Here is a 25,580-nt window from a genome sequence, read left to right on the forward strand (position 1 = left end):
GCCGTTGCCGCTCGGCCGACGCAGAGATCCGCGCCGCTAGGGTGGAGGCATGCGATGCACTGAGCGATCGGAGGAGACGAAGTGAGCGCTCGGATCGCCGTCGTCCCCGGTTCCTTCGACCCGCCGACCCTCGGCCACCTGGACGTCATCCGACGCGCGGCGGCCCTCTACGACGAGCTGCATGTGCTGGTGGTGCACAACCCCGACAAGCAGGCGATGCTGCCGGTCGCGCAGCGCCTCACCCTGCTGGAGGAGTCGATCGCCGAAGCCGGTGTCGTGGGAACCGTCATCGTCGGTTCCTGGAGCATGGGCCTCCTGGTCGACTACGCCAGGGATGTGAACGCCGGAGTGCTCGTCAAGGGCATCCGCTCGCAGGTCGACGTGGCGTACGAGTCGCCGATGGCGATCGTGAACCGCCACCTCGCCGACATCGAGACGGTGTTCCTGCTGCCGGATCCCGCGCACGCGCTCGTCTCCAGCTCGCTCGTGCGCCAGGTCGCGGCACTCGGCGGCGATGTCTCCCCGTTCGTGCCGCCCGCGGTCGCCCGCTTCCTCGACACCGGCTCGCGCGGGATCTGAGGACCGGCCACCGTCCAGGTCGGCCCGGTAGACTGTCCCGGTGAAGACGCGACGCAATGGACCGTTCGTGCTGCCCGTGCGCGACATCGTTCGCCGACCGGGAGAGATGCGCGAGCACCGCATCACGATCCCTCTCAAGGAGCAGTGGGGCGAAGGCCTCGTCTCCGTCGAGAAGGGCGAGGAGATCGATCTCTACGCCCGGTTGGAGTCGGTGCACGAGGGCATCCTCGTCACCGGTGAGGTCGATTCGACGTACCGCGGAGAGTGCGGGCGATGCCTGAATCCGATCGAAGAGCCTGTCGAAGTCGAGTTTCAGGAGCTTTTCGCGTACCCTGGAGAGGAAGCGAACGACTTCGAGGTTCAAGACGACCACGTGGATCTTGAAACTCTGGTCAGGGACGCGGTGGTTTTGGCGCTCCCGTTTCAGCCGGTGTGTCAGCCGGATTGCCCTGGACTCGACCCCGAGACCGGTGAGCGGCTGACCAGAAGCGCCGGGAAAGAGCAGGACGCTCCCGTCGATCCTCGATGGGCCGCGCTCCAGCAGATCACAGACCACGGAAACGCAGCGGAATAGCTGCGCGCCCAGAACACAGAAGGTAAGCAACCATGGCCGGTAACCCCCCGAAGCGCAAGGTCTCCCGTTCGAACACCCGCTCGCGTCGCGCGCAGTGGAAGGCGGAGGCTCCTGCCCTCGTCAAGACCATCGAGAACGGCAAGGTCGTCTACAGCCGCCCCCACCAGGCGAAGGTCGTCACCGACTCGCAGGGCACCGAGCTGTTCCTCGAGTACAAGGGCCGCAAGGTCGCCGACGTCTGATCGATCCGTCGATCATGGCAGAAGTCCCCGCAGGGACGCGCCCTCTTTCTGAGCAGCTCGGAGTCGATATCGACCCCGAGCTGCTTCAGCTTGCGCTGACGCATCGTTCGTACGCGTACGAGAACGGGGCCGTCCCGCACAACGAGCGTCTCGAGTTCCTCGGCGACTCCGTGCTCGGCCAGGCCGTGACGGTCATGCTCTATACGACGCTTCCCGATCTCGACGAAGGATCGCTGGCGAAGCGACGCGCGAGCGTGGTGTCGACGGTCGCCCTGGCGGAGGTCGCCCGCGGCATCGGCCTCGGCGCGCACATCCTGCTCGGAAACGGGGAGGAGCGCACCGGCGGTCGCGACAAGGACTCGATCCTCGCCGACACCATGGAGGCCGTGTTCGGCGCCACGTACCTGTCGGCGGGACCCGAGGCCGCGACCGCCCTCGTGCTGCGGCTCATCGAGCCGCTGCTCGGCGACCCCGAGCGGTACGGGGCGGCGATGGATCCGAAGACCGCGCTGCAGGAGCTGTCCGCGCGGCTCGGGCTCAGCGCACCCGCGTACGAGGTGGTTTCGACGGGACCCGATCACGACCGGCGCTTCACTGCGACGGTGACCGCGGGCGACCTCGCGACCACGGGCACGGGCACGAGCAAGAAGACGGCGGAGATGGCTGCGGCGCTGGCCGCCTGGCACGCGCTCAGCGACCGTGCCTGAGCTGCCCGAGGTCGAAGTCGTCCGCTCCGGCCTCGCGCCGGCGATGACCGGGGCGCGCATTGTCGCGGTGACCGTGCACGACGAGCGAGCGCTCACGAGGCACGCTGCGGGTGCCGCCGACTTCGTCGCGCGGCTCGAGGGATCCGAGGTCGCGACCGTGGCGCGCCGCGGCAAGTTCCTCTGGATGCCTCTCGCGACAGCGGGGACGGGCGGACGTTCCGCGATCGTCGGGCATCTGGGCATGTCCGGGCAGCTGCTGCTGCGCCGTCCCGATGCTGCGACGGAGCGGCATGAGCGGATCCGGCTGTTCGTGGAGCACCCGCAGCACGGCGAACTCGCCGTCGTCTTCGCCGATCAGCGCACGTTCGGATCCCTCGCCGTCGACGCGCTCGTGCCGACCGCCGATGCCCGCGCCGCGGGGTGGGGGAGCACCGAGCCGCTGATCCCCTCGCAGGTCTCGCACATCGCGCGGGATCCCATGGACGAGGCGTTCCAGGACAGCGTGTTCCGCAGTGCGCTGCGCGCGCGATCGAGCGCCATCAAGCGCGTGCTGCTGGATCAGGGCCTGATCAGCGGTGTCGGCAACATCTACGCCGACGAGTCGCTCTGGGCGGCACGGATCCACCCCGAGACTCCGGCGTCCGCGCTGTCGACCGTGGCCGTGAACCGCCTTCTGGCCGAGGTGCGGGCCGTGCTGGAGAAGGCGCTGGCTGAGGGCGGCACGAGCTTCGACGCGCAATACGTCAACGTCAACGGCGAGGCCGGTTATTTCGCGCACTCCCTGAACGCCTACGGCCGCACGGGCCTGCCGTGCCCGCGCTGCGGCGGTCCGATCCGGCGCGACGCGTTCATGAACCGCTCGAGCCACTTCTGTCCGAGGTGTCAGCGGCGGCGCTGACGCGCGCGATCTTCCCATCTACCCTGGGGAGGATGGGCCGAGAGGAGGCGCGCGGACGATGGCGCACGCGAAGGACCCGTATTCGGTGCCGCCGCTGGAGCACCAGGCAGACGACCGGACGGGTGACGCGTTGCGACGCATTGCTCGTCTCGCGACCGAGCCCTCGAAGGATCTGCTCAGGGGAGGGCTCGTCTCGCGGCTTCCGGAACTGGCGGCGCTGGACTCGGTTCCGCAGGATCCCCGGTGGCATCCCGAAGGCGACGTGCTGACGCACTCGCTTCTCGCGGCGGATGCGGCGGCGGAACGGTGGGACGCCGCGCCCGGCCCGATCGACCGCCGGGAGATCGTCGTCCTGGCCGCGCTGTTCCATGACGTCGGGAAGTCGGCGACTACTCAGTCGGACGGTGACTCCGTGACATCGCACGGCCACGCCGAGCTCGGGGGAGAGATCGTCCTCCGGATGGGCGCTCGTCTGGGGTGGCCGGACAGAGAGACCACGGCCATCGCGGCGCTGGTCCGTCACCACATGGCGCATGTATCGGTTCAGGGCGACCCGACGCGCAAGGCCGTGAGACGACTCAGCAGGCGACTCGCCGATGCCGGGACCTCGCTCGCGGAGTGGTCCCTCGTGGTCACCGCCGACGGCGCGGCACGCGGATCGGCCTCGACGGGGTCCCGCGCCGAGCCGTGGCTGCGTGTCGCCTCCTCCATGGAGTAGCCGGCGTGCTCTCCGGGAGCAGCCGGTCGGCGACGCACATCGAGGTGCGATGGCTCAGTGCTCGCCCTTGATGACGAAATAGGATCCGCGGATCTCGCCCGCGAGCTTCGAGCGCTGGCGTGCGAACTTGAAGGCCGACAGCTCCTCCGGGATCTCCATGCCGAGCGACAGCTTGAAACCGACGGCGCGCTTTCCTCCGTCGGCGAGCGTGTACATCACGTTGATCGCGAGGCCCGAGGCGTAGAAGACGTAGCCGAAGCGGATCCCGTCGGCCTCGAATCCACTGACCTCGAGTGCGGGGCTCGCGATCACGATGTCGCGCTCCTCGCGGAGGATGTCGGTCACCCACTGCAGCGTCTCCGGGTCCTCGTCCGGGGTGCTCACGGTGAACGGGGAGCCGTACTTGTTGGTGATGTAGCGCGCCTCGTTCGCGCGCAGGCCGGCCAGCGCATCGGCGATGGGCGAAGCCTCGAGACCCGCGGTCGAGACGGTGACGAAGTCGACGATGCTGCTCATGCGGTGCTCCCCGGTGACGATGACAGGACGGATCCATTCTGTGCCACGTCGGCGTCCCCGTCATCTGACGGAGCGCGGCAGGGGGAGCGCTGCCCATCGGCGCCCGGCAGCGCATCGTCTAGCGTCGAGGCATGACGCGGAACAAGCCCTGGATCCTGTTCGACATCGGCGGCGTGCTCGAGATCGTCGACGACGGCCCGTGGCAGGAGGAGCTCAAGAATCGCTGGGCAGCCCGCGCCGCGATGACCCGGGCCCAGTACGACCGGGTGATCGCCGCGGCGGATCTTCCTCGCATCGATCTCGTGCAGGGCCGCGCCGAGGAGTACTGGGACGGCCTCGCGCAAGCGCTGGGCTTCACTCCTGTCCAGATCGCCGAGGCGCGCGCCGAGCTGTGGGACGCGTACTGCGGAGAGGCGAACACGCCGCTGATCGAATACGCCCGCACGCTGCGCGGTCGCGCCGGTGTTGCGATCCTGTCGAACTCGGCCGATGGCGCCCGCGAAGAGGAGGAGCGTCGCTTCGGTTTCGCCTCGGTCTTCGATCCGATCTGCTACAGCCACGAGATCGGCGCGAACAAGCCGGATCCCGAGGCGTACACCGCTGCCCTGGTGGCGATGGGCGCGGAGCCGGCGGACGTCTTCTTCATCGACGACCGCGGGCAGCAGCTCGACGGCGCCGCCCGCCTGGGCATCCGCGGCATCGTGCACCGGGACAACGCGACGACGATCGCGGCCGTCGAGGACTTCCTGACGGCCGCGATCGGCTCCTGACCTCTGCGGAGGAGAGGCGTTCAGCCGGTGAAGGCGCGCATCAGCAGCGGCCGGGTGAGCCTGGTGGCGATCCACACCAGTGCGATGCCGGCGGCCAGGACCGCGATGATGGTCGCGATCGACAGCGGCGCCGTGATCAGCGCGATCCCGAGCAGCGGGAAGATGAGCACGGCCGCGCAGAGGGCGGATCCCAGCGATGTCGTCAGCAGCGGCGACATGACCGCGCGCCGCCGTGCGGAATCCACGGTGCCTGCAGGAACCCCGAGATAGTGCAGGCTGCGGTGCAGGTCCCGCTGGTCGAGGATGTCGGAGGCCTGCGTGACGGCGACAGAGCATCCGACCATGAGGAAGGACGCGACCAGCGTGATGATGAGACCCGTCCGCATGTCGGTGAGGAGCGCAAGATCCTGCGCCGAAGGGTCGCCAGCGCTCAGCACGTCCATGAGCGCGACGCCCGTCCCCGCGAATACGGCCATGAAGCTCGCCATCGCCACGCCGCTCACCTGGCGCCAGGCGCCCTTCGCATCGTCGAGCACGATGCGCGCCGCGAGCAGGCGCTCCGGCGTCTTCGCCCGGCGCAGTTGCATCCGTGCGCCGAGTTTCAGCACCCAGGGGCCGATGAGGTTCAGCACCAGCAGTCCGACCCCGAAGATCGCGACCAGGGCGGTGATCATGGCGATCGCACCGCCGATTCCGGGCACCACGAATCCGGCGAGGAACCCGGCCGCGACCAACACGACGGCGATGAGGGCGCGCAGCCAGTGCGGCGTCGGCGGGGTGGTCCTGGTGCGCACGCCGAGTGGCGAGATCACCACGCGGCGCAGCCCGATCACCGCGCTCGCGGTCGCGAGCAGCACGGTGCCGACCGCGATGGCGGCCATGAGCCACGGCGGCAGCAGCACGGCGGCTCCCAGGGGCTCGCCGCGGAACGGGATGAGCCCCACGAGCGGGGCGAGGCCGAGGGCCAGCACCACTCCGCCGAGCACGCCGGCGGCCGCGATCAGAGTCGATTCGACCACGGCGACCACGCCGACGCCGTACCCGGTGACGCCGAGCAGGCGCAGGGTCGACAGCCGCTCGTCACGGCGCCGCGCCGACAGCCGGGCTGCGGCGCCGCCCAGCGCGGCGAGCGGGAGCACGAGCAGCACGAGCGCGACCGCCGCCAGGATCTGATAGATCAACGCATACTCGTCGGTCCACCGCCAGAACGCCTGAGCCCCGCCGACCACCGTCAGCAGGAGGGCCGAGATGACGGCGAAGGCGACCATCGGGATCACCACGACCCCGGCGGATCCCGGCGCGGGACGCAGCAGCAGCCGCAGTGTCGCGGCGTTCACGCGGCGACCGCCGAGCCCAGCACGAGGCCGTCGCGGACGGCGATCGTCCGGGAGCAGCGTGCGGCGACCTGCGGGTCGTGCGTCACGACGACGAGCGTGCGGCCCTGACCGATGGTCGACCAGAGCAGCGCATCCATGACCTCGGACGAGGTCGCGGAGTCCAGAGCGCCGGTCGGCTCGTCCGCGAACACGATGCTCGCGCCGGTCACCTGCGCGCGGGCGATCGCGACGCGCTGCGCCTGTCCGCCGGAGAGCTCGCCGATCCGGCGGTCCTCCATGCCCTGCAGACCCAGTGCGGCGAGCCAGCCCGCCGCGCGCTGCGTTGACTCTGCGCGCGGGACACCGGTGATCATCGCGGCGAGCGCGACGTTCTCCACCGCGGTGAGCTCCGGCATCAGGAGTCCCTGCTGGAACACGAATCCGAACGACTCGCGGCGCAGCCGCGACCGCGCGGATTCTCCCAGCGCGCTCACCTCGACGGCCCCACCGACAGGCGGAGTGAACAGCACGCGCCCGGCATCGGGCCGGGTGATCCCGGCGAGCACGTGCAGCAGGGTCGTCTTGCCGGATCCTGAGGCTCCCATGATGGCGACGGACTCCCCGGACACGATCCCGAGGTCGACGCCGGCGAGGGCGCGGGTGGATCCGAACGACTTGATCAGGCCGTGGGCTTCGATGACTGCTGTGCTCATGCCTCCAGCCTGGTCGGCGCCGCTCGGCGGATCATCGGTCGCCGGAGTGAGGATCCGAGCCCGGCGTCATCCTCCCGGATGATCCTGCACGGCGGAGATCAGTCCAGTACCTTCTTCCAGGCCCCGCCGTAGGCGATCGGAACGAAGCCGAGCTGCTCGTTGATGGACAGCATCGGCCGGTTCTCCTCGGCGTTGTAGGTGACGACCCGGGTCGAACGCGGGTAGCGATCGTGCCAGGCGAGCAGGCCGGCGGTCTTCACGAGCAGACCCAGCCGATGGCCGCGGTGGGCGGCCAGCACGAGGGTGTCGTTCTGCTGCGTGACGCTGTCGTGCGCGCCTTTGAGTGAGAGCTCGTTGTACGCGCAGAGCTCGCCGGTCGCCACGTGCTCGGCCGCGGTGACCTGCACGGTGTGCCCCATGTCCAGCCAGCGCCGGTCCTGCTCGCGGACGCGATCCGCGTCCCAGCTCTCCTCGGGGGAGTCCATGGCGGCGTCTGGGGCGTCGGTCGACATCCGGGACTTCATCCACGCATACCCGTCGAGCCGCTCTTCCGGGGTCGGCAGCAGCCATTGCACCACGCGGTATCCGGATGCGGCCTGCTCGGCGGAGGCCCGCAGCGCCGCCAGGTGCTCGTCCTCGCCCCATCGGTATTCGCTGACGCGGTCGACCTGCTCCAGGGTCCAGCCCTGCGCGAGCAGGAAGCGCGCGGTGTGGTCGCGCGGAACGCTGCCGAACCCGGTGGGCGGAACCAGCGCGGGCTCTTCCGACGGAAGGTGCTCGGTCCACACCTGCAGGGTGCGCACACCCTCATCGCGGGCGAGCTGCTCCAGGTGCGCGGCGACCGCGGTGGCGATGCCCCGTCCCTGCTCCTCGGGGAGCACGTTGACGGCGGACACGGCCGTGTCGCCCCCTCCGTCGCGCAGGAGGTTCAGGATCGCGACGCCGATCGTGCGCTCTCCGAGGAGGATCCGCCACTGGCGTCGGTGCGTGTAGGCGTCCGACGTGAGCAGCGGCAGCAGTTCGTCCGGGGTGAAGCTGTCGTCGTCGCGGCCTGATGCGGCTTCGAGGCAGCGATTGCGCACCTCCGCGTAGTCGCGGAAGGGACCGGGCGCCCCCGCATCCGCCCGTGCGGGGAGCACGAGCGGATGCAGGGTCGCACCGGCGGGGAGGGAGATGATCGGGTCGTCGATCCGAGCGCCGGTCATCAGAGCACCTGCCGAGTCGGGTTCTGAGCCAGACGGCTCGCCTCGTACTGCTGGAGCAGGCCGAGGCGGTGGGTCTCGGCCAGCGCCGAGCGGGCCTGGTCCTGCGTCACGGGCCGCGACCGCACGATCAGGTGCAGGGCGACGCGCAGGGCCACGCGCTGGGCGAACGACAGGTTGCGGAGCTCCTCCTCGCGGGGGAGTTGGATGGACAGGTCGCGCTCGGGAAGAGCGCGCTGCTTCGACTCGGTGGGAGGCGAAGCGTGCAATGCGGTATTCACGGTGATTCGCTTTCGTTGGTCGTGCCGGAAAGGCGGTTTCGTTCCACGGCGGGGTCGCCCGATGGGACGCCGCGACGTGTCACGGGTGAGGGGACGGATCCGGCGTTCGTGGCCGGATCGTGCAGGCGACCGGATGATCGGCACGATCGGAGGATCGCGACGACCTGTTGATCGACACGGAGAACCGTGGATCGGATCGCGGACGCCCGAGGGCGTCAGGCCGGCCTCAGGCCGGAACGAGGGAGCGCGTCTGCTCTACGCGTCGAAGCGCGCGGAGACGCCGGCGGAAGTCGCCGAAGACGCGTCGATCCCACGGAATGGGGTAAATGCGATGCAGTTGGTAATCATGTCGGCAACCTCCTTTCTCGGCTCGGGTTGTCACGCTAGCGGAGCTTCATAGAAGACGTCAAGCCGACACCCAGAAATCCCTGGACCTCGGGCGTTTCCCGCACGGCCGTGGGAGTCGCCGCGATAGCGTAGACGCCGTGAACTCCGCCGATCGCCGAACGTGCCCATGCACCTGAAGAGCCTGACCCTCAAGGGGTTCAAGTCCTTCGCGCAGCCGACGACGTTCGCCTTCGAGCCGGGTGTGACCTGCATCGTAGGGCCGAACGGATCCGGCAAGTCGAACGTCGTGGACGCGCTGGCCTGGGTGATGGGGGAGCAGGGCGCCAAGACCCTGCGCGGCGGCAAGATGGAGGACGTCATCTTCGCCGGCACCTCGACCCGCGGTCCGCTCGGACGCGCGGAGGTGCAGCTGACGATCGACAACAGCGACGGAGCGCTGCCGATCGAGTACGCCGAGGTGACGATCAGCCGCACGTTGTTCCGCAACGGCTCCAGCGAGTACGCGATCAACGGCGAGGGGTGCCGGCTGCTCGACGTGCAGGAGCTGCTCAGCGACTCGGGTCTGGGCCGTGAGATGCACGTCATCGTCGGTCAGGGGCGCCTCGACACCGTGCTCCAGGCCTCCCCGGAGGACCGCCGCGGCTTCATCGAGGAAGCCGCGGGAATCCTCAAGCACCGCCGTCGCAAGGAGAAGACCCTCCGCAAGCTCGACGCGATGGAGACCAACCTGACCCGGCTGAGCGATCTGGCCGGGGAGATCCGTCGCCAGCTGAAGCCGCTCGGGCGTCAGGCCGAGATCGCCCGCGAGGCGCAGACCATCGCCGCCGTCGTGCGCGACGCCAAGGCGCGGATCTTCGCCGACGACGTCGTGACGCTGCGCACGGCGCTCGCCGACCACACCCGCAATGAGCATGAGCGCCACGCCGAGCGCGTGGTGCTGAGCGAGCAGGGAGACCGCGTCCGCGCAGAGATCACCCGACTCGAGGCGCTGCAGAACTCCGCGGCCGTCGACGAGGCGCGGCGGGTCGCGTTCGGGCTGGAACAGGTGCAGGAGCGCGTGCGCGGACTGTTCACCCTTGCCAACCAGCGGCTCGCCCTGCTCGGATCCGACGAGGACGATGCCGCGGTCACCGCGGTCACCGTGACGCAGACCACGATCGACGACGCGAAGGACGAGGTCGAGGAGATCTCGTCGGGGATCGGCCGCGCACAGGACGCGGCGCACGAGGCGACCCGCGAGGTCGCGAACGCGCGCGCCGAGCTCGACGCGCTCGACGTCGACATCGCCGAGCAGAGTGCGCTGGTCTCCGCGCACGACATGCGGCTCACCACCCTGCGCGGGCAGGCCGAGGCCGCCGCGTCGGCCCTCGCCGCCGTCCGCGGCGCGGTGCTCCGCCAGGAGAACGCGCTGGAGGCCGCGCACGGACGCCGTCGCGAGGCCGCGGAAGCGCGCGAACGGATCGAAGAGGGCGAGGCGCCGCAGGGCACCGCGGCGGAGCACGCCGAGGCGTACGAGCGAGCGCAGGCCAGGGCCGTCTCCTCCGAGACCGCCCTCGGCGAACTGCGCGAGCGGCTGCACGCCGCCGAGCGCGAGTCCGAGGCGCTCATCGCGAAGGCCGCGGCCCTCGGCAGCGCGATCGCCGTCACGGGCGGAGCGGCGGAGATCGTCGCGGCCGGTCATTCCGGCGTGCGCGGGCTCGTCGGCGACGCGGTCCAGGTCGAGCCGGGGTTCGAGGCGGCGATCGCGGCCGTGCTCGGTCCTCTCGTCGAGGGCGTGCTCGTGGACGACGCAGCCGCGGCGTTCGCCCTCGCCGGCGACGACGAGACCGCAGGCACCTATGACATCGTCATCGCCCAGGGCGCATCGGGCGTCGTCTCCGACGCGGGGATCCCCGGTGCGACTCCCGCGGCGCAGGTCGTGACCGCGCCGCCCGGAGTGCTCGGCATCCTCTCGCACGTCGTGATCGTCGAGGATCTGGCCTCCGCGCGTTCCGCCCATGCGGCCGCGGTCGCCGCGTCCGGGGTGCCGCTCACGATCGTCACGCGCTCCGGCGAGGTGCTCACCGCGCACACCCTGCACACGGGATCCGGCGGGGAGCGCTCCCGGCTCGAACTCGTCGCCGAACGCGACGCGGCCGTCGACCGCCTCGACGAGGTGCGCGTCGTGGTCGACTCGCTGCGCGAGGCGCGCGAGGACGCGACCGAGGCGCTCGAGACTGCACGACGCGTATCCCGCGATGCGCTGCGCACGCTGCGCGAGCACGACGCGGCGCTGGCCACGCACACCGAGCAGGTCAACCGGGTGACCGTGCAGCATGAATCCGCGATCGCCGAGTGCGAGCGCCTGGAGTCGGGGCTCGCCCAGGCCCAGTCGGCCGTCGCGGATGCGGAAGCGCATGCGGACACCGCGAAGGACGCGCTGGCGGAGGCCGAGTCCGCGCCGCGTCCCGTCCTGGACGTCTCCGCACGCGACGGCCTGCTCGAGGCGCTGGAGGCGGCACGCGAGGCCGAGATCGAAGCGCGCCTCGGCGTCGAGACGATGCGCGAGCGCGTGCGGGCGGCCCAGACGAGAGTCGCCTCGCTCGAACGCCAGCGCGAGCGGGAGCGGGAGGCCGCCGCGGAGGCGGCGCGCCGGGCGGTGATCCGGCGCGCCCAGCGGGAGACCGCCTCAGGGGTCGCCGCGGAGCTGCCGCGGATCCTGGACTCGGTCGACCGCTCCGTGGCCGAGGCCCGGCTGGCGCTGGCCGCCGCCGAGTCGGCGCGGTCGGCGCAGAACGAGGAGCTCGGCGAGCTGCGGCGGCAGGATTCCTCGATCCGCGAGCGCCTCGCCGGCCTCACTGAGAGCGTGCACGGGCTCGAGCTGCAGATCCACGAGAAGAAGCTGCACCTGTCCAGCCTGCTCGAGCGCGTGCAGTCCGAGCTCGCACTAGACGAGGACATCCTGGTCGCGGAATACGGTCCGGATCAGCTGGTTCCCCGCGATGTCGTCGTGGTCGCGGCCGATCAGGATGACCTCGCGGAGGAGTCGGACGCCGAAGACGCCCCGGCGGATCGGGAGCCCACGGGCATCCCGTTCGACCGTCGCATCCAGCAGCGCCGCCTACAGGAGGCGGAGCGCAAGCTCGCCCAGCTCGGCCGGGTGAATCCGCTCGCGCTCGAGGAGTTCGCGGCGCTCGAGCAGCGGCACGCGTTCCTCACCGAGCAGCTCGCCGATCTCACCAAGACCCGGCAGGATCTGCTCACGATCATCACCGAGCTCGACGAGCGGATGCAGACCATCTTCGCGGCCGCGTTCGAGGACACCCGCCAGGCGTTCGGCGAGGTGTTCCCCCTGCTCTTCCCCGGCGGCGCCGGCAGCATCTCGCTCACCAATCCCGACGATCTGCTGAACACCGGCATCGAGGTCGCGGTGCGCCCGGTCGGCAAGAAGATCGAACGGCTCTCCCTGCTATCCGGCGGGGAGCGGTCGCTCGCGGCGGTCGCCCTGCTCGTCGCGATCTTCAAGGCGCGGCCCAGCCCGTTCTACATCCTGGACGAGGTCGAGGCGGCCCTCGACGACGCCAACCTCGGTCGCCTGCTGACGGTGTTCGAGCAGCTGCGTGCCAGCTCGCAGCTGCTCGTGATCACGCACCAGAAGCGCACCATGGAGATCGCCGACGCGCTCTACGGCGTCTCGATGCGCCAGGACGGCGTGTCCGCGGTGGTCGGACAGCGGGTCGGGGATCGCGCGGCCGCTGCGCTCTGAGCCGAGACACCGGACAGCGGTCCGCGCGCCCTCGGCGAACACGCCGGGTTCGCCGGGCCGCTCCCCGTAGGCTGGGGGCATGGCGGAGAAGTCCTGGTCCCTCGGCCGCGCGCTGCGCGGCATGTTCGTCAAGCCCACGATCGACGAGGAGACCTGGGACGATCTGGAGACCGCGCTGCTGACGGCCGACTTCGGCCCGGACATCACCGAGCGCCTGGTCGACGAGCTGCGCGCCAAGGTCGAGAAGTACCGCACGACGGATCCGAAGGATCTGCAGCGGATGCTCCGGGAGACGCTCGAGGAGCACTTCGCGAAGTTCGACACCACGCTGAAGCTCACGGAGCGCCCGGCCGTGGTGCTCGTCGTGGGGGTGAACGGCGTCGGCAAGACCACCACGATCGGCAAGTTCACCAAGTTCCTGCGCGGCTACCAGCGCTCGGTCGTCGTGGGCGCCGCCGACACCTTCCGCGCGGCCGCCGTCGAGCAGCTGGCCACGTGGGCGCAGCGTGCCGGGGCAGCGATCGTGCGTCCGCAGCAGCACGGGCAGGATCCGGCGTCCGTCGCGTTCCAGACCGTGGACTACGCCAAGCGCGAGGGCACGGAGATCGTGATCATCGACACCGCGGGACGCCTGCACACCAAGGGCGGGCTGATGGACGAACTGTCCAAGATCCGCCGCGTCGTGGAGAAGCAGGCGCCGATCAGCGAGGTGCTGCTCGTGCTCGATGCGACGACGGGCCAGAACGGCGTCATGCAGGCGGAGGCGTTCCTCGAGCACGCGGGCGTGACGGGGCTCGTTCTCACCAAGCTGGACGGCTCCGCGAAGGGTGGCTTCGTGCTCGCGGTGCAGGAGCGCACGGGCATCCCGGTGAAGCTCCTCGGCCAGGGCGAGGGCATCGACGACCTCACCGGCTTCACGCCGCACGTGTTCGTGCAGGCGCTCGTCGGGGCCTGAATCGGTGACGATGACGAACCGGTCCGCGGCACGCGCGTCACGGACTACCGCCGTGCGCGCAAGGCTGGTTTTATAGCCGTATGGCGATCGAACACGACTTCTTCGGACTGTTGTCCTCGGGACCGGACGGATCGATCTTCTGGTCCGAGACGGTGGAGTTCGGCGACCATGCGCTCACCGTCGATCTGACCGCGCCCGACCAGGAGGACGTGTCGGCCGAGTCGCTCGACATCGCCGCCGCCTTCGTCTCGGGGCTCGAGGCCATCGACGACAAGGCCCGCCGCGGGATGCTCTCCGAGGTCGACGACCGCACGAGCGAGGTGACCGAGTACATCCTGCAGCAGCAGGAGGAGTACGGCGACGAACTCGAGGAATACCTCGTCGACGTGAGCGGCGATGCCGCCGTCGACATCATCCGCTCGCTGCAGCTGATGAGCATGACGCTGCTCGTGGACGAGCACGGCGGGAGCGAGCCGTTCGCCGTGCTGGAGTACGCGCTCGACGCCGACGGCGCCGACGACGTGCTGCTGGTGAACTTCGGATCCGACGGCTCCGTGCTGTCGGTCATGAGCGCCGACTGAACACCCTTCGTCTCGTCGCTGCGCTCCTCGCTCAGGAACCGGCGTACGAACTAACGGTCCCTGAGCGAGCGGAGCGAGACGAAGGGCCGTCCGGCGATCCGCGTCTTAGACGGCTTGGGCGAAGCCGAGGTCTGCGCTGGCGGCGATGTGCGCCAGATGCGGTGGGATCTCGCGGCCCTTGGACACCATGGACTGCGCCCACAGTCGGCCGGCGCGGTACGACGAGCGCACCAGCGGACCGGCGAGCACCCCGAGGAACCCGATCCGCTCCGCCTCCTCCTTGAACGCGACGAACTCGTCGGGCTTCACCCAGCGCGACACCGGAAGGTGACGGGGCGTGGGGCGGAGGTACTGGGTGATCGTGATGATGTCGCAGCCCGCGTCGTGCAGGTCCTGGAGCGCCTGCACGACCTCTTCCGGCTCTTCGCCCATGCCGAGGATGAGGTTGGACTTCGTGATGAGCCCCGCGTCGTGCCCCTGGGTGATGACGTCGAGCGAGCGCTCGTACTTGAACGCGGGACGGATCCGCTTGAAGATGCGCGGCACGGTCTCCACGTTGTGCGCGAACACCTCAGGGCGCGCGTCGAAGATCTGCCCCAGGAAGGCCGGATCCGCGTTGTGCTCGTTCGCGAGCAGCTCGACCCCGGTGTTCGGGTTGAGCTCATGGATCTTGCGCACCGTCTCGGCGTTCAGCCAGGCCCCGGTGTCGGGGAGATCGTCACGGGCGACGCTCGTGACGGTCGCGTAGCGCAGGCCCATCTGCTGCACGCTCTCGGCCACGCGTCGCGGCTCATCCGTGTCGTAGTCGGCGGGCTTGCCCGTGTCGATCTGGCAGAAGTCGCAACGGCGCGTGCACTGCGATCCGCCGATGAGGAACGTGGCCTCCTTGTCCTCCCAGCACTCGAAGATGTTGGGGCAGCCGGCCTCCTGGCAGACCGTGTGCAGGCCCTCGTCCTTCACGAGCGAGTGCAGGGCCTTGTACTCCGGCCCCATCCTCGCCTTGGTCTTGATCCACTCCGGCTTGCGCTCGATCGGGGTCTCGGCGTTGCGGATCTCCAGGCGCAGCAGCTTGCGGCCCTCGGGAGCGGTGGGTTTCGTCTCGGTCATTTCATGTCCTCGCTCAACCTGGTCGAATCAAGTCGACGCATCACGCGGCCACCTCCGCGGCGTACTCGGCGGTGAACGCGACGGCGACCGCTTCGACGAGGTCGGCGGGGGAGACCTCGCGGCCGATCGCCTCGCTCACCGTGGTCACACCGGCGTCGGTGATGCCGCAGGGGATGATGCCGCGGAACCCCGAGAGGGTGTTGTCGCAGTTGATCGCGAAGCCGTGCATCGTCACGCCCTGCTGCACACGCACGCCGATCGCCGCCACCTTGTCCTCGCTGAGCGGTCGGCGCACCCACACGCCGCTGCGGCCCTCGACCTGGTACCCGTCCACGCCCAGCGGGCGCAGCACTTCGATCAGGAGCCGTTCCAGCCGGCGGACGTGGGCGACCACGTCCATGGGCTCGGGCAGACGCACGATCGGGTAGCCCACGAGCTGCCCCGGCCCGTGCCACGTGATCTTCCCGCCGCGGTCGACGTCGACCACCGGCGTGCCGTCTTGCGGGCGCTCCTGCGGTTCGGTGCGTTTGCCCGCCGTGTACACGGCCTCGTGCTCGAGGAGCAGCAGCGTGTCGGGACGGGTGCCCGCCACGATCTCGGCGTGTACGCGCCGCTGCAGATCCCAGCCGTCGAGGTAGGGGACGAACTCGGGGGCGAGGCCCACCGTCTGGATGTCGAGCATGGCCGACCCTTCTGGTCGAGTTGTTGTATGCGGTTCAATAATAGGGGTGAATCGGCGGACGCGCGCATCGCGATACGGTGTCGTGGTGACCACCCCTGCCCGCGGCGTCGGCCGCCCCCGGGTCTCCTCGCGCGAGACGATCGCCGAGGCGGCTTGCGAGCTGTTCCTGGAATCCGGGTACGAGGGCACCTCGATCGCCGGAATCGCACAGCGCGCCGGCGTGAGCAGGTCGAGCTTCTTCAACTACTTCTCCTCCAAGAGCGATGTGCTCTGGTCCGGTTTCGACGAGCGTCTCGATCGCGCGGTCGCGGCGCTCGCGGCTCCCGGCGCGGGCGCCGATTCGGCCGGGATCGAAGCGGTGCTGGCCGCGATCCTGGAGGGGCTGGAACCGGATCCGCTGGCGCTCGCCTTCGGCAACGCCCAAGCCATGGGACTCGCAGAAGAGCTGCAGCGCGAGTCCGCACTGCGCCAGGGCAGGCTCGCCACCGCGCTGTCGGAGGCCGCGCGCGGCGCGGGTGTGGAGCGCATCAGGGCGGACGTGCTCGGCGCCGCCTACGCCGTCGTCGTGCTGTCGTCGCTGCGCGTCTGGGCCGAGGGCGGCGCGGGCCACGGATCGCCGCTGGCGCAGCTGCAGCACGCGCTGCCGCGCATCGCAGATCTGCACTGGGGCTGACGCGCCGCGGATCGGGGATCCGCTCGCGTAGAATTGCAGCACCATGGCTACATTTGGCACGCTTTCCGATCGGCTCACCGAGACCTTCCGCAATCTGCGCACGAAGGGCAAGCTGACCGCCGCCGACGTCGACGGCACCGTCCGCGAGATCCGACGCGCCCTGCTCGACGCCGACGTCGCGCTGCCCGTCGTTAAGGACTTCACCGCCAAGGTGCGCGAGCGCGCCCTGGGCGACGAGGTCAACAAGGCGCTGAACCCCGCGCAGCAGGTCGTGCAGATCGTCAACGAGGAGCTCATCGCGATCCTCGGCGGCGAGCAGCGCCGCCTCGAGTTCGCGAAGAACCCGCCGACCGTCATCATGCTCGCCGGACTCCAGGGATCCGGAAAGACGACCTTCGCGGGCAAGCTCGCCAAGCAGCTGCAGGGCGAGGGGCACACGCCCCTCCTCGTCGCCGCCGACCTGCAGCGCCCGAACGCGGTGACCCAGCTCACCGTCGTCGCGGAGCAGGCCGGTGCGACCATCTACGCCCCCGAGCCGGGCAACGGCGTCGGCGACCCCGTGCGGGTGTCGCGCGACGGCGTCGAGCACGCCCGCCGCCAGCAGCACGACATCGTCATCATCGACACCGCGGGACGCCTCGGCGTCGACGCCGAGCTCATGAAGCAGGCCGCCGACATCCGCGCCGCGGTGGATCCGGACGAGGTCCTGTTCGTCATCGACGCGATGATCGGTCAGGACGCCGTCAACACCGCGAAGGCGTTCCAGGACGGCGTGGACTTCACCGGCGTGGTGCTCTCCAAGCTCGACGGCGATGCCCGCGGCGGCGCCGCGCTCTCGGTCGCCTCCGTCACGGGCCGCCCGATCATGTTCGCGTCCACGGGGGAGGGCCTCGAGGATCTCGAGCCGTTCCACCCCGACCGCATGGCCAGCCGGATCCTCGACCTCGGTGACATCCTCACCCTCATCGAGCAGGCGCAGAGCGCGTTCGATGAAGCTGAAGCGCTCAAGGTCGCCGAGAAGCTCGCGACCGAGACCTTCACGCTCGAGGACTTCCTCGAGCAGATGCAGCAGCTCAAGAAGATGGGCTCGATGAAGAAGATGCTCGGGATGCTCCCGGGCATGGGCCAGATGAAGCAGCAGCTCGAAGACTTCGACGAGCGCGAGATCGACCGCACCGAGGCGATCATCCGCTCGATGACCCCGGGGGAGCGCCGCAACCCCAAGGTGCTCAACGGCTCCCGCCGCCTGCGCATCGCGCGTGGCTCCGGCATGACGGTGACCGATGTGAACCAGCTCGTGCAGCGCTTCGAGCAGGCCGCGAAGATGATGAAGACCGTCGCCCGCGGCGGCACCCCGAACATTCCCGGCATGGGCGCGATGCCCGGCATGGGACGTCCCGGTGCCTCCTCGAAGCGCGGCAAGAAGGCCAAGGGCGCCGGCTCGCGCTCGGGCAACCCTGCCAAGCGCGCCGCCGAGAACGCCGGTATCGCCACCAGCCAGGCCACGACCGGATCCGGCTTCGGCCTGGGTGCGCAGCCGGCGCCCAGCGAGGCAGACATGGCCGAGATCCAGAAGCTCTTCGGCAAGAACTGACGTGCTCGGGGTCCGGCCTCGAGAAACCACATCCTGCACGAGACACCCCGCCAGCAGGTGTTTCTCGGGCTCGAATTGATGTCTCGCGCGTGACGCACGAAGAAGGCGGTCCGGAAGATTCACCTCCGGACCGCCTTCTTCGTGCGTCAGGTCACTTCACGTCGTCGTCGACCCAGTCCATCGACTTCGTGACGGCCTTGCGCCACAGCCGGAGCTGGCGGTCGCGCTCGGCGGCGTCCATCGTGGGCTCCCAGCGGCGGTCTTCCTGCCAGTTGGCGGAGAGGTCGTCCAGCCCGCTCCAGAATCCGACCGCGAGGCCGGCCGCGTAGGCGGCGCCCAGCGCGGTCGTCTCTGCGACCACGGGGCGGACCACCGGCACACCGAGCACGTCGGCCTGGAACTGCATGAGCGCGTCGTTCGCGACCATGCCGCCGTCCACCTTGAGCTCGGTGAGGTCCACGCCGGCGTCGGCGTTGACCGCGTCGAGCACGTCGCGGGTCTGGAATGCGACGGCCTCGAGCGCGGCGCGCGCGATGTGGTTCTTGTTCGCGTAGCGGGTGAGCCCCACGATCGCCCCACGGGCGTCCGGACGCCAGTACGGCGCGAACAAGCCGGAGAACGCGGGCACGATGTACACGCCGCCGTTGTCCTCGACCTGGCGGGCCAGCTCCTCCACCTCGGGGGCGGAGTCGATGATGCCGAGCTGGTCGCGCAGCCACTGGATGAGGGATCCGGTGACGGCGATCGAGCCCTCCAGCGCGTAGTGCGTCGGGCCGTCGCCGAGCTTGTAGCCGACGGTGGTGAGCAGCCCGTTCTTCGAGTGGACGATCTCCTCGCCCGTGTTGAAGATCAGGAAGCAGCCCGTGCCGTAGGTGTTCTTGCTCTCGCCGCTGTTGAACGCCGCCTGGCCGAACGTCGCCGCCTGCTGGTCGCCGAGGATGCCCGCGATCGGGGTCTCCCGCAGCAGCGAGGAGTCCTCTGCGGCGCCGTAGACCTCGGAGGAGGAGCGGATCGAGGGCATCATCGACTTCGGCACGCCGAACGCGTCGAGGATGTCGTCGCGCCACTGCAGCGTCTCGAGGTCCATGAACATCGTGCGCGAGGCGTTGGTGACGTCGGTCGCGTGCACGCCGCCGTCCACACCGCCCGTGAGGTTCCAGAGCACCCAGCTGTCGGTGGTGCCGAACAGCAGGTCGCCGGCTTCCGCCTTGGCCCGCGCGCCCTCGACGTTCTCCAGGATCCACGCGATCTTGGTGCCGGAGAAGTAGGTCGCCAGCGGCAGGCCGACGATCTCCTTGAACCGCTCGACGCCGCCCTCGGCCGCCAGGCGGTCGACGATCGGCTGCGTGCGCGTGTCCTGCCAGACGATCGCGTTGTAGACCGGCTTGCCGGTGGTCTTGTCCCAGACCACCGCGGTCTCGCGCTGGTTCGTGATGCCGACCGCGGCGATGTCGTGGCGGGTCAGGTCGGCGCGGCTGAGCGCCAGACCGATGACCTCCTGGACATTGGCCCAGATCTCCGAGGCGTCGTGCTCGACCCAGCCGGCCTGCGGCAGGATCTGCTCGTGCTCCTTCTGACCGGTGGCGATGATGCTGCCCTTGCGGTCGAAGATGATGGCGCGACTCGAGGTCGTGCCCTGGTCGATCGCGATGACGTAATCAGCCATGTGCAGTTCTCCTTTGAATAGCGTTTCGGGTTACTTTGCGAGGTGCAGCAGCACCGGCGAGAGCAGCGCGGCGATGGTACCGCCGAGGAGCGGGCCGACGACCGGCACCCAGGAGTACGCCCAGTCGCTCGATCCCTTGCCCTTGATCGGGAGGATCGCGTGCGCGATGCGCGGACCGAGGTCACGGGCGGGGTTGATCGCGTAGCCGGTCGGACCACCGAGGGAGGCGCCGATCGCGACCACGAGGAGGGCGACGGGAAGTGCCGACAGCGCGCCGAGGCCGCCAGGGGTGCCGATCTTGACGTCGCCGTAGTCCGCGAACGCGAAGATCACGAACACGAGGACGAAGGTGCCGATGATCTCCGTGACCAGATTCCAGCCGTAGGAGCGGATCGCCGGACCCGTCGAGAAGACGCCGAGCTTGTTGGCCGGCTCGGGCTCCTCGTCGAAGTGCTGCTTGTAGGCGAGCCAGCAGAGCACGGCGCCGATGATCGCACCGAGCAGCTCCGCCGCCGTCGCGACGGCGTAGTGGGAGAAGTCGATCCCCTTGGCGGGGTCGAGCAGGTGCTGCACGAACAGACCGATGCCGACCGCGGGGTTCAGGATCGCTCCGGAGTAGGCGGAGACGAGCACACCGGCGAAGACCGCCAGGCCCCATCCCCAGTTGACCATCAAGAATCCGCCGTTGAACCCCTTGTTCTTGACGAGGGCGACGTTGGCGACCACACCGCAGCCGAGCAGGAGCAGCATCGCGGTGCCGACCAGTTCGGACAGGAAGTAGAGGCCCATATTCACATCAGGCATGTCTCCATTGACCTTTCGCAGAGCATCGGCCCCTCTGCCGATGCGGTGTTCGATGAGACGCCGAGAAGGGCGGCGCGGGGATCTCGCTACCCGCGGGCGCGGGCGACGAGGGAAAGTCCGTGCCGGGAGTTCAGCAGCTCGCGGGTCAGCTCGATCTCGTGCGCGGTGCGCGCGCGGTCCCAGGCCTTCAGGGGCGCGAGCGCCTCGGCGGTCTCCTCGAGGATCTCCTCGGTGACGTCGCCCGTGAAGGCGAGGCTCGTGCGGCGAAGTACTACGTCCTCGAGGCGCACGATCAGCTCGTTCTGCACCATCCACTCGAGCTCACGCGTCGAGAGCTGCCCGCCGGCGAGGGGCGCGTCCGAGCCCTGCTGGACGTACTGCCACACCTCAGCGGCGCGGGTGCCGTAGCGCTTGAGCAGCGGCTCCGCCCGGTCTCCGGCACCGGGAAGGTACTGGGAGATCCAGGCGGCCCGTGCCGTGTCGTCCTGCGGGTAGTCCTTGCCGCCGCCGATCGCGCGGCCGAGGGTCGAGACGACGCGGGTGCGGCCCAGGAGATCCAGGATCTTGTCGGACAGCGTCTCGCCGAGCGCCCGGAAGGTGGTCCACTTGCCGCCGACGAGGCTGAGGTGCGGGACCGCGCGGCTGTTGTCGACCTCGACGCGGTAGTCGCGCGAGACGAAGCCGGGCGCCGTGTCCTCGTGCCGGGGGAGGGGGCGGATCCCGCTGAACCGGTAGACGATCTGCTCGCGGTTCACGGCGATGTCCGGGAAGACATGGTGCACGAGGTCGAAGAAGTAGTCGATCTCCTCCTCGGTGCACAGCGGGACCTCGCGGGGGTCGGCGTCGATGTCGGTGGTGCCGACCATGACCTTGCCCTTGAGCGGGTAGATCAGCACGATGCGACCGTCGGAGTGCTCGAAGAAGATCTCGCGGCCGCGCGTCGCGGCGAGCAGCTCGGGGTTGTCCAGGACGATGTGCGAGCCCTTGGTGCCGCCCATGAAGCGGGTCAGCTCGCCCATGGCCTCGTTGGTGAGGTCCGTCCAGGGGCCGGAGGTGTTTACGACGACGTCGGCGGCGATGGCGAACTCGGTGCCGCTCTCGCGGTCGCGCACCAGCACCGCGTCGCCCTCGTGGCCGATCGCCTCGACGTAGTTCAGGGCGCGCGCACCGGGATGCGCCGCGCGGCCGTCCTGCAGCACGTCGAGCGCGAGGCGCTCCGGGTCGTGCATCGACGCGTCGTAGTAGGTCGCCGTGTACTTGATCTTCGGGTCCATGGCGGGAAGCTCCGCGAGCGACTTCTTGCGGCCGAGGAACTTGTGCCGCGGCACCATGCCGCCGTCACGGGAGAACGTGTCGTAGATGGTCAGGCCCATCTTGATGAGGAACGCACCGCGCTCCTGGGGCTTGCCCGACTTGTGCGTGAGGAAGCGCAGCGGCGCCGACAGGATTCCGGAGAAGGTCGAGTAGATCGGGATCGTCGTCTCGAGCGGCTTGACGTAGTGCGGGGCGATCTTCAGCAGCCCGTTGCGCTCGGTGACCGATTCCTTGACGAGGCGGAACTCGCCGTTCTCGAGGTAGCGGATGCCGCCGTGGATCATGTGGCTCGACGCGGACGAGGCGCCGGAGGCGAAGTCGCCGCGTTCGACGAGGACCACGTCGACCCCCTGCAGGGCGAGGTCGCGGAAGGTGGAGATCCCGTTGATCCCGCCGCCGATCACCAGCACGGTGGTACGGCCCGCTTCGCGGACTTCGGTCACCTCGGGGCGTTCTGCGGCGTTGTGGACGTGGTCGGTCATCTTCGTCTCCTTCCGGATTTCTCACAGCATTCCCCCAGCCGCCCGTATGGTCAAGCAGGCTGCACGAATGTGCAAGAATCGGTCGGATCGATCCTCGGAGGCCCTGGAATGGATGAACGGAAGCGCCAGTCGAAGGTCGTCGCCGCGCTCACGGCGGCGCGGCTGTACTACCTGCAGGACAAGACGATGGACGTCATCGCGGAGGAGCTGGAGACCTCCCGTTCCTCGGTGTCGCGTCTGCTGAGCTATGCGCGCGAGGTTGGCCTCGTCGACATCAGGATCAACTCCCCCCTCGAGCACGCGGGGGAGCTCGAGCAGCAGCTGCACGACTGCCTGCACGTGACCGCGCACGTCGTGCCGATGCCGGAGAGCGTGACCGAGGTGGAGCGTCTCGAACGCGTGGCACTCACCGCGGGCCGCCTGCTCACCCAGATCATCGACTCGAACATGGTGGTCGGCCTCGCCTGGGGATCGACGATCAGTGCGGTCAGCCGTGATCTCGGGCAGAAGGAGACCCGTGGCACCACCATCGTGCAGCTCAACGGCGCAGGCAACACCCTGACCAGCGGTGTGGAGTACTCGAGCGAGATCCTGCAGCGGTTCGGATCCGCCTTCGGCGCACAGGTGCAGCAGTTCCCCGTGCCCGCGTTCTTCGACGACCCCCGCACGCGGGAGGCGATGTGGCGCGAGCGCAGCACACTGCGCGTGCTGGATCTGCAGGCCAAGATGGACCTCGCCGTGTTCAGCGTCGGCTCCCCGAGTGCCGAGGTGCCCAGTCGCGTCTACGTGGGCGGCTACCTCGGCCGCGACGACTACCGGAGTCTGCGCGAGGACAGGGCGATCGGCGACGTGGCGACGGTGTTCTTCCGTGCGGACGGCACCTGGAAGGACATCGCGGTGAACGCGCGGGCGACGGGTCCGGGGCTGGACCGGCTGCGCCGCGTCGCCCGCCGGTTCTGCGTCGTCGCCGGCGCGCAGAAGCTGCCTTCGCTGCGAGCCGCGATCGGCGCCCGGCTCGTCACCGATGTCGTGCTGGACGAGGGCCTCGCGCGTCAGCTCGTCGAGGGCTGACCCTCGCGCGGCTTCGGGCCCTCCTGTGACGGCGGGCGCGCCGGCCGCGGAGGTGTCAGAGGGTCTCTGGGCCGGAGCGGAACTCGCGGATCAGGTGATCGACCACCTCGTGCAGGTCGCCGCCGGTCGCGTCGGCGATCGCGACCTGGCGCTCGTAGCTCGCGCCGTCGCGCAGGATGTCGGCGACCCCGGCGAACTGCGCGGAGCACTGCAGCTCGGCGGCGACGGGGGAGAGCCGCTCCAGCTCCTCGGCCAGATGCTCCCGCACCGCGCGCTGCGTGCCGTCGGCCGACACGATGACCTCGGCATCGAGTCCGTACCGGGCCGCGCGCCACTTGTTCTCGCGGTGGAACCAGGGCGCGAGGACGGCGAGCGGTCGCCCCTCGTCGAGATCCCGCGAGAACGACTCCACCAGCACCTGGGTGAGGGCGGCCACGGCGGCCAGCTCGCGCAGGGTGGACATGCCGTCGCAGGCGCGCACCTCGATCGTGCCCCAGCGCGGGGCGGGGCGGATGTCCCAGCGCACCTCGGTGGCGTCGGCCATCACGCCCGTGCGCACCATGTCCTCGAGATATCCTTCGTAGGCCGCCCAGTCCGGCAGGGGCCAGGGCAGACCCGCCGTCGGCAGCTGCTGGAAGACGAGAGCCCGGTTGGACGCGTAGCCGGTGCGCTCCCCGGCCCAGAACGGGCTGGATGCCGCGAGGGCCTGCAGGTGAGGCAGATACGAGGTCAGCGCGCCGACGATGGGCAGCACCTTGTCGCGGTCCTCGACCCCGACGTGCACGTGGATGCCCCAGATCATCATGTTGCGACCCCACCACTGGGTCTTCTCGATGAGCGAGTGATAGCGGGTCTTGTCGGTCACGTGCTGATCGAACCATTGCGCGAACGGGTGGCTGCCCGCGGACAGCAGCTCGATGCCGGCCGGATCCGTCGCTGCGCGCACCGCCGCGATGGCCGCCGCGATGTCCTCGACCGCCGCGGAGACGGTGGACCCGATGCCGCTCGTCACCTCGATCGTGTTCGTCAGCAGCTCGCCGGTGACGGTGTGCCGCTCGTCGGCGCTCGCCCCCTCCAGGTCGTGCAGGAGCTCCGGAGCGCGGCCCACGAGATCGCCGGTGGCCGGATCGGCGAGCATGAGCTCCCATTCCAGCCCGACCGTGGAACGCGGCGAGGAGGCGAACTCGATCGGCATAGGGCCTCGATTCGGTGCGGGAGGTCGTCGGCCAATGATGCCACGCGCGGGGATAGCATGTGCCGTATGACGTTTTGCGACGGGTGCCGCGCATGAGCACCGGATCCATCCTCGTGCCTGCGGAGAGTCTGAGGGAACAGGTCGAGCGCATGATCGCGGCGCGGATCGTGTCGGGGGAGACTCCTCCGGGCGAGGTGCTGACGGTGCCGACCCTCGCCGGCGACTTCGGCGTGAGCGCCACCCCGGTGCGCGAGGCGATGCTGAACCTCGCCCGCCGCGGATTCCTGCGTCCGATCCGGAACAGGGGCTTCGAGGTCACCGAGGTCTCCGCCGACGAGCTGCACCAGCTCACGGATGTGCGCCTGCTGCTGGAGGCTCCGCCCATGCGCCGGGTCGCCGGTGCGGTCGACGAGGCTCTCGAGAAGGAGCTGCGCGAGCTCGCCGACCGGATCGTCGCCGCGGGCAGGGACCGCCGCTTCGAGGAGTACCTCGAAGCCGATACGGCATTCCACCTCCGCGTCCTCGCGGTGACCGGGAACCAGAAGCTGGTCGACACCGTGCGCGAGCTGCGACAGCAGACCCGCCTGGTCGGGCTCGTCCGCCTCGCGGACGCCGACGCCCTCGTGCCCACGGCCCTGGAGCACGCGAAGCTCGTCGACCTGCTGGTGGCGGGAGACGGCGAAGGAGCGGAAGCGCTGATGCGCCGTCATCTCGGTCACGTCGGCGGGGTGTGGAGCGGGCGCGAGGAGCACTGAGCCGAAGGATGCCCTTCCCTTCGGGCGTTGCCTGGGAGTAATGTGTCACACGGTAGTAACCACGAATGCAATGTCGCATCCAGGAGGCCCTC

At 69.7% G+C, this 25,580-nt stretch carries 25 protein-coding genes; 14 read left to right on the forward strand and 11 right to left on the reverse strand.

Translation table 11 applies throughout. The features are described 5' to 3' along the window. The first annotated feature begins 81 nt into the window (after positions 1-81). From coaD to ACFC1J_RS01630, 6 genes are all read left to right on the forward strand, one after another. Complete coding sequence (gene coaD / locus ACFC1J_RS01605) at positions 82-579, forward strand: pantetheine-phosphate adenylyltransferase (RefSeq protein WP_045273263.1); 498 nt, start codon at positions 82-84, stop codon at positions 577-579. Between the two features lie 106 nt (positions 580-685). Further along, a complete protein-coding gene (locus tag ACFC1J_RS01610; RefSeq protein WP_045273339.1) occupies positions 686-1,153 on the forward strand; it encodes a DUF177 domain-containing protein in 468 nt (155 codons plus the stop codon). Positions 1,154-1,185: 32 nt separating this feature from the next. Continuing rightward, on the forward strand, positions 1,186-1,395 hold the full coding sequence (gene rpmF / locus ACFC1J_RS01615) for a 50S ribosomal protein L32 (RefSeq protein ID WP_013586329.1): 210 nt from the start codon (positions 1,186-1,188) through the stop codon (positions 1,393-1,395). Positions 1,396-1,409: 14 nt separating this feature from the next. Continuing rightward, a complete protein-coding gene (gene rnc, locus ACFC1J_RS01620; protein ID WP_375901884.1) occupies positions 1,410-2,102 on the forward strand; it encodes a ribonuclease III in 693 nt (230 codons plus the stop codon). Next, positions 2,095-3,000 carry a bifunctional DNA-formamidopyrimidine glycosylase/DNA-(apurinic or apyrimidinic site) lyase gene (gene mutM, locus ACFC1J_RS01625; protein ID WP_375901886.1) on the forward strand — a complete coding sequence of 302 codons (906 nt, stop codon included), beginning with the start codon at positions 2,095-2,097 and terminating at the stop codon, positions 2,998-3,000. Before rnc ends, mutM begins: the two co-directional genes overlap by 8 nt. Before the next feature lie 58 nt (positions 3,001-3,058). Next, positions 3,059-3,718, forward strand: a complete 660-nt coding sequence (locus tag ACFC1J_RS01630) for an HD domain-containing protein (protein ID WP_375901888.1) — start codon at positions 3,059-3,061, stop codon at positions 3,716-3,718. Positions 3,719-3,772: 54 nt separating this feature from the next. Here the strand turns inward: ACFC1J_RS01630 and ACFC1J_RS01635 are convergent, their stop codons facing one another. Beyond that, positions 3,773-4,234, reverse strand: a complete 462-nt coding sequence (locus tag ACFC1J_RS01635; protein ID WP_375901890.1) for a phage tail protein — start codon at positions 4,232-4,234, stop codon at positions 3,773-3,775. Positions 4,235-4,365: 131 nt separating this feature from the next. On the opposite strand from ACFC1J_RS01635, the gene ACFC1J_RS01640 reads away from it, so the two are divergent. Then, a complete protein-coding gene (locus tag ACFC1J_RS01640) occupies positions 4,366-5,004 on the forward strand; it encodes an HAD-IA family hydrolase (RefSeq protein WP_375901891.1) in 639 nt (212 codons plus the stop codon). A gap of 20 nt (positions 5,005-5,024) precedes the next feature. Here the strand turns inward: ACFC1J_RS01640 and ACFC1J_RS01645 are convergent, their stop codons facing one another. The 4 genes from ACFC1J_RS01645 to ACFC1J_RS01660 form a co-directional block, all read right to left on the reverse strand. Further along, the gene (locus ACFC1J_RS01645) at positions 5,025-6,341 is read right to left on the reverse strand and encodes a permease (protein WP_375901892.1); all 1,317 of its coding nucleotides are present in this window, start codon (positions 6,339-6,341) and stop codon (positions 5,025-5,027) included. Next, positions 6,338-7,033: an ABC transporter ATP-binding protein gene (locus ACFC1J_RS01650; RefSeq protein WP_375901894.1), complete on the reverse strand. Its 696-nt coding sequence runs from the start codon at positions 7,031-7,033 to the stop codon at positions 6,338-6,340. The genes ACFC1J_RS01645 and ACFC1J_RS01650 overlap by 4 nt, the downstream gene beginning before the upstream one ends. 98 nt (positions 7,034-7,131) lie before the next feature. Next, positions 7,132-8,238 carry a GNAT family N-acetyltransferase gene (locus ACFC1J_RS01655; RefSeq protein ID WP_375901896.1) on the reverse strand — a complete coding sequence of 369 codons (1,107 nt, stop codon included), beginning with the start codon at positions 8,236-8,238 and terminating at the stop codon, positions 7,132-7,134. After that, positions 8,238-8,516: a hypothetical protein gene (locus tag ACFC1J_RS01660; RefSeq protein ID WP_375901898.1), complete on the reverse strand. Its 279-nt coding sequence runs from the start codon at positions 8,514-8,516 to the stop codon at positions 8,238-8,240. The genes ACFC1J_RS01655 and ACFC1J_RS01660 overlap by 1 nt, the downstream gene beginning before the upstream one ends. A gap of 514 nt (positions 8,517-9,030) precedes the next feature. On the opposite strand from ACFC1J_RS01660, the gene smc reads away from it, so the two are divergent. The 3 genes from smc (at position 9,031) to ACFC1J_RS01675 (ending at position 14,145) form a co-directional block, all read left to right on the forward strand. Then, positions 9,031-12,609, forward strand: a complete 3,579-nt coding sequence (gene smc / locus ACFC1J_RS01665) for a chromosome segregation protein SMC (RefSeq protein WP_375902705.1) — start codon at positions 9,031-9,033, stop codon at positions 12,607-12,609. 79 nt (positions 12,610-12,688) lie between these two features. Further along, positions 12,689-13,564 carry a signal recognition particle-docking protein FtsY gene (gene ftsY, locus ACFC1J_RS01670; RefSeq protein WP_375901899.1) on the forward strand — a complete coding sequence of 292 codons (876 nt, stop codon included), beginning with the start codon at positions 12,689-12,691 and terminating at the stop codon, positions 13,562-13,564. Between the two features lie 80 nt (positions 13,565-13,644). Further along, positions 13,645-14,145 (forward strand): DUF2004 domain-containing protein, encoded by a 501-nt coding sequence (locus ACFC1J_RS01675; protein WP_375901901.1) that lies wholly within the window; start codon positions 13,645-13,647, stop codon positions 14,143-14,145. Between the two features lie 105 nt (positions 14,146-14,250). On the opposite strand, the gene lipA is transcribed toward ACFC1J_RS01675, so the two are convergent. Then, positions 14,251-15,252 carry a lipoyl synthase gene (gene lipA / locus ACFC1J_RS01680; RefSeq protein WP_375901903.1) on the reverse strand — a complete coding sequence of 334 codons (1,002 nt, stop codon included), beginning with the start codon at positions 15,250-15,252 and terminating at the stop codon, positions 14,251-14,253. 40 nt (positions 15,253-15,292) lie between these two features. Then, a complete protein-coding gene (lipB, locus tag ACFC1J_RS01685; RefSeq protein WP_375901905.1) occupies positions 15,293-15,934 on the reverse strand; it encodes a lipoyl(octanoyl) transferase LipB in 642 nt (213 codons plus the stop codon). An 85-nt stretch (positions 15,935-16,019) separates the two neighbouring features. On the opposite strand from lipB, the gene ACFC1J_RS01690 reads away from it, so the two are divergent. After that, positions 16,020-16,607, forward strand: a complete 588-nt coding sequence (locus ACFC1J_RS01690; RefSeq protein WP_375901907.1) for a TetR/AcrR family transcriptional regulator — start codon at positions 16,020-16,022, stop codon at positions 16,605-16,607. 43 nt (positions 16,608-16,650) lie between these two features. Next, positions 16,651-18,201, forward strand: coding sequence for a signal recognition particle protein (ffh, locus tag ACFC1J_RS01695; protein WP_375901909.1), 1,551 nt, complete (start codon positions 16,651-16,653; stop codon positions 18,199-18,201). 151 nt (positions 18,202-18,352) lie between these two features. Here the strand turns inward: ffh and glpK are convergent, their stop codons facing one another. From glpK to ACFC1J_RS01710, 3 genes are all read right to left on the reverse strand, one after another. Then, positions 18,353-19,867, reverse strand: a complete 1,515-nt coding sequence (gene glpK, locus ACFC1J_RS01700; protein WP_375901911.1) for a glycerol kinase GlpK — start codon at positions 19,865-19,867, stop codon at positions 18,353-18,355. A 30-nt stretch (positions 19,868-19,897) separates the two neighbouring features. Further along, entirely contained in the window at positions 19,898-20,671 is a 774-nt protein-coding gene (locus tag ACFC1J_RS01705) for an MIP/aquaporin family protein (protein ID WP_375901913.1), read from the reverse strand. A gap of 86 nt (positions 20,672-20,757) precedes the next feature. Continuing rightward, a complete protein-coding gene (locus tag ACFC1J_RS01710; protein WP_375901915.1) occupies positions 20,758-22,467 on the reverse strand; it encodes an FAD-dependent oxidoreductase in 1,710 nt (569 codons plus the stop codon). A gap of 108 nt (positions 22,468-22,575) precedes the next feature. On the opposite strand from ACFC1J_RS01710, the gene ACFC1J_RS01715 reads away from it, so the two are divergent. Then, complete coding sequence (locus ACFC1J_RS01715; protein ID WP_375901917.1) at positions 22,576-23,538, forward strand: sugar-binding transcriptional regulator; 963 nt, start codon at positions 22,576-22,578, stop codon at positions 23,536-23,538. A gap of 55 nt (positions 23,539-23,593) precedes the next feature. Here the strand turns inward: ACFC1J_RS01715 and ACFC1J_RS01720 are convergent, their stop codons facing one another. Next, on the reverse strand, positions 23,594-24,733 hold the full coding sequence (locus ACFC1J_RS01720; protein WP_375901919.1) for a glutamate--cysteine ligase: 1,140 nt from the start codon (positions 24,731-24,733) through the stop codon (positions 23,594-23,596). A gap of 92 nt (positions 24,734-24,825) precedes the next feature. Here ACFC1J_RS01720 and ACFC1J_RS01725 point away from each other — a divergent pair, with 92 nt between their 5' ends. Continuing rightward, the gene (locus ACFC1J_RS01725; RefSeq protein WP_375901921.1) at positions 24,826-25,488 is read left to right on the forward strand and encodes a GntR family transcriptional regulator; all 663 of its coding nucleotides are present in this window, start codon (positions 24,826-24,828) and stop codon (positions 25,486-25,488) included. The last annotated feature ends 92 nt before the right edge of the window (positions 25,489-25,580 follow it).

Source organism: Microbacterium sp. NPDC056052, assembly GCF_042266785.1.
GTDB lineage: Bacteria > Actinomycetota > Actinomycetes > Actinomycetales > Microbacteriaceae > Microbacterium.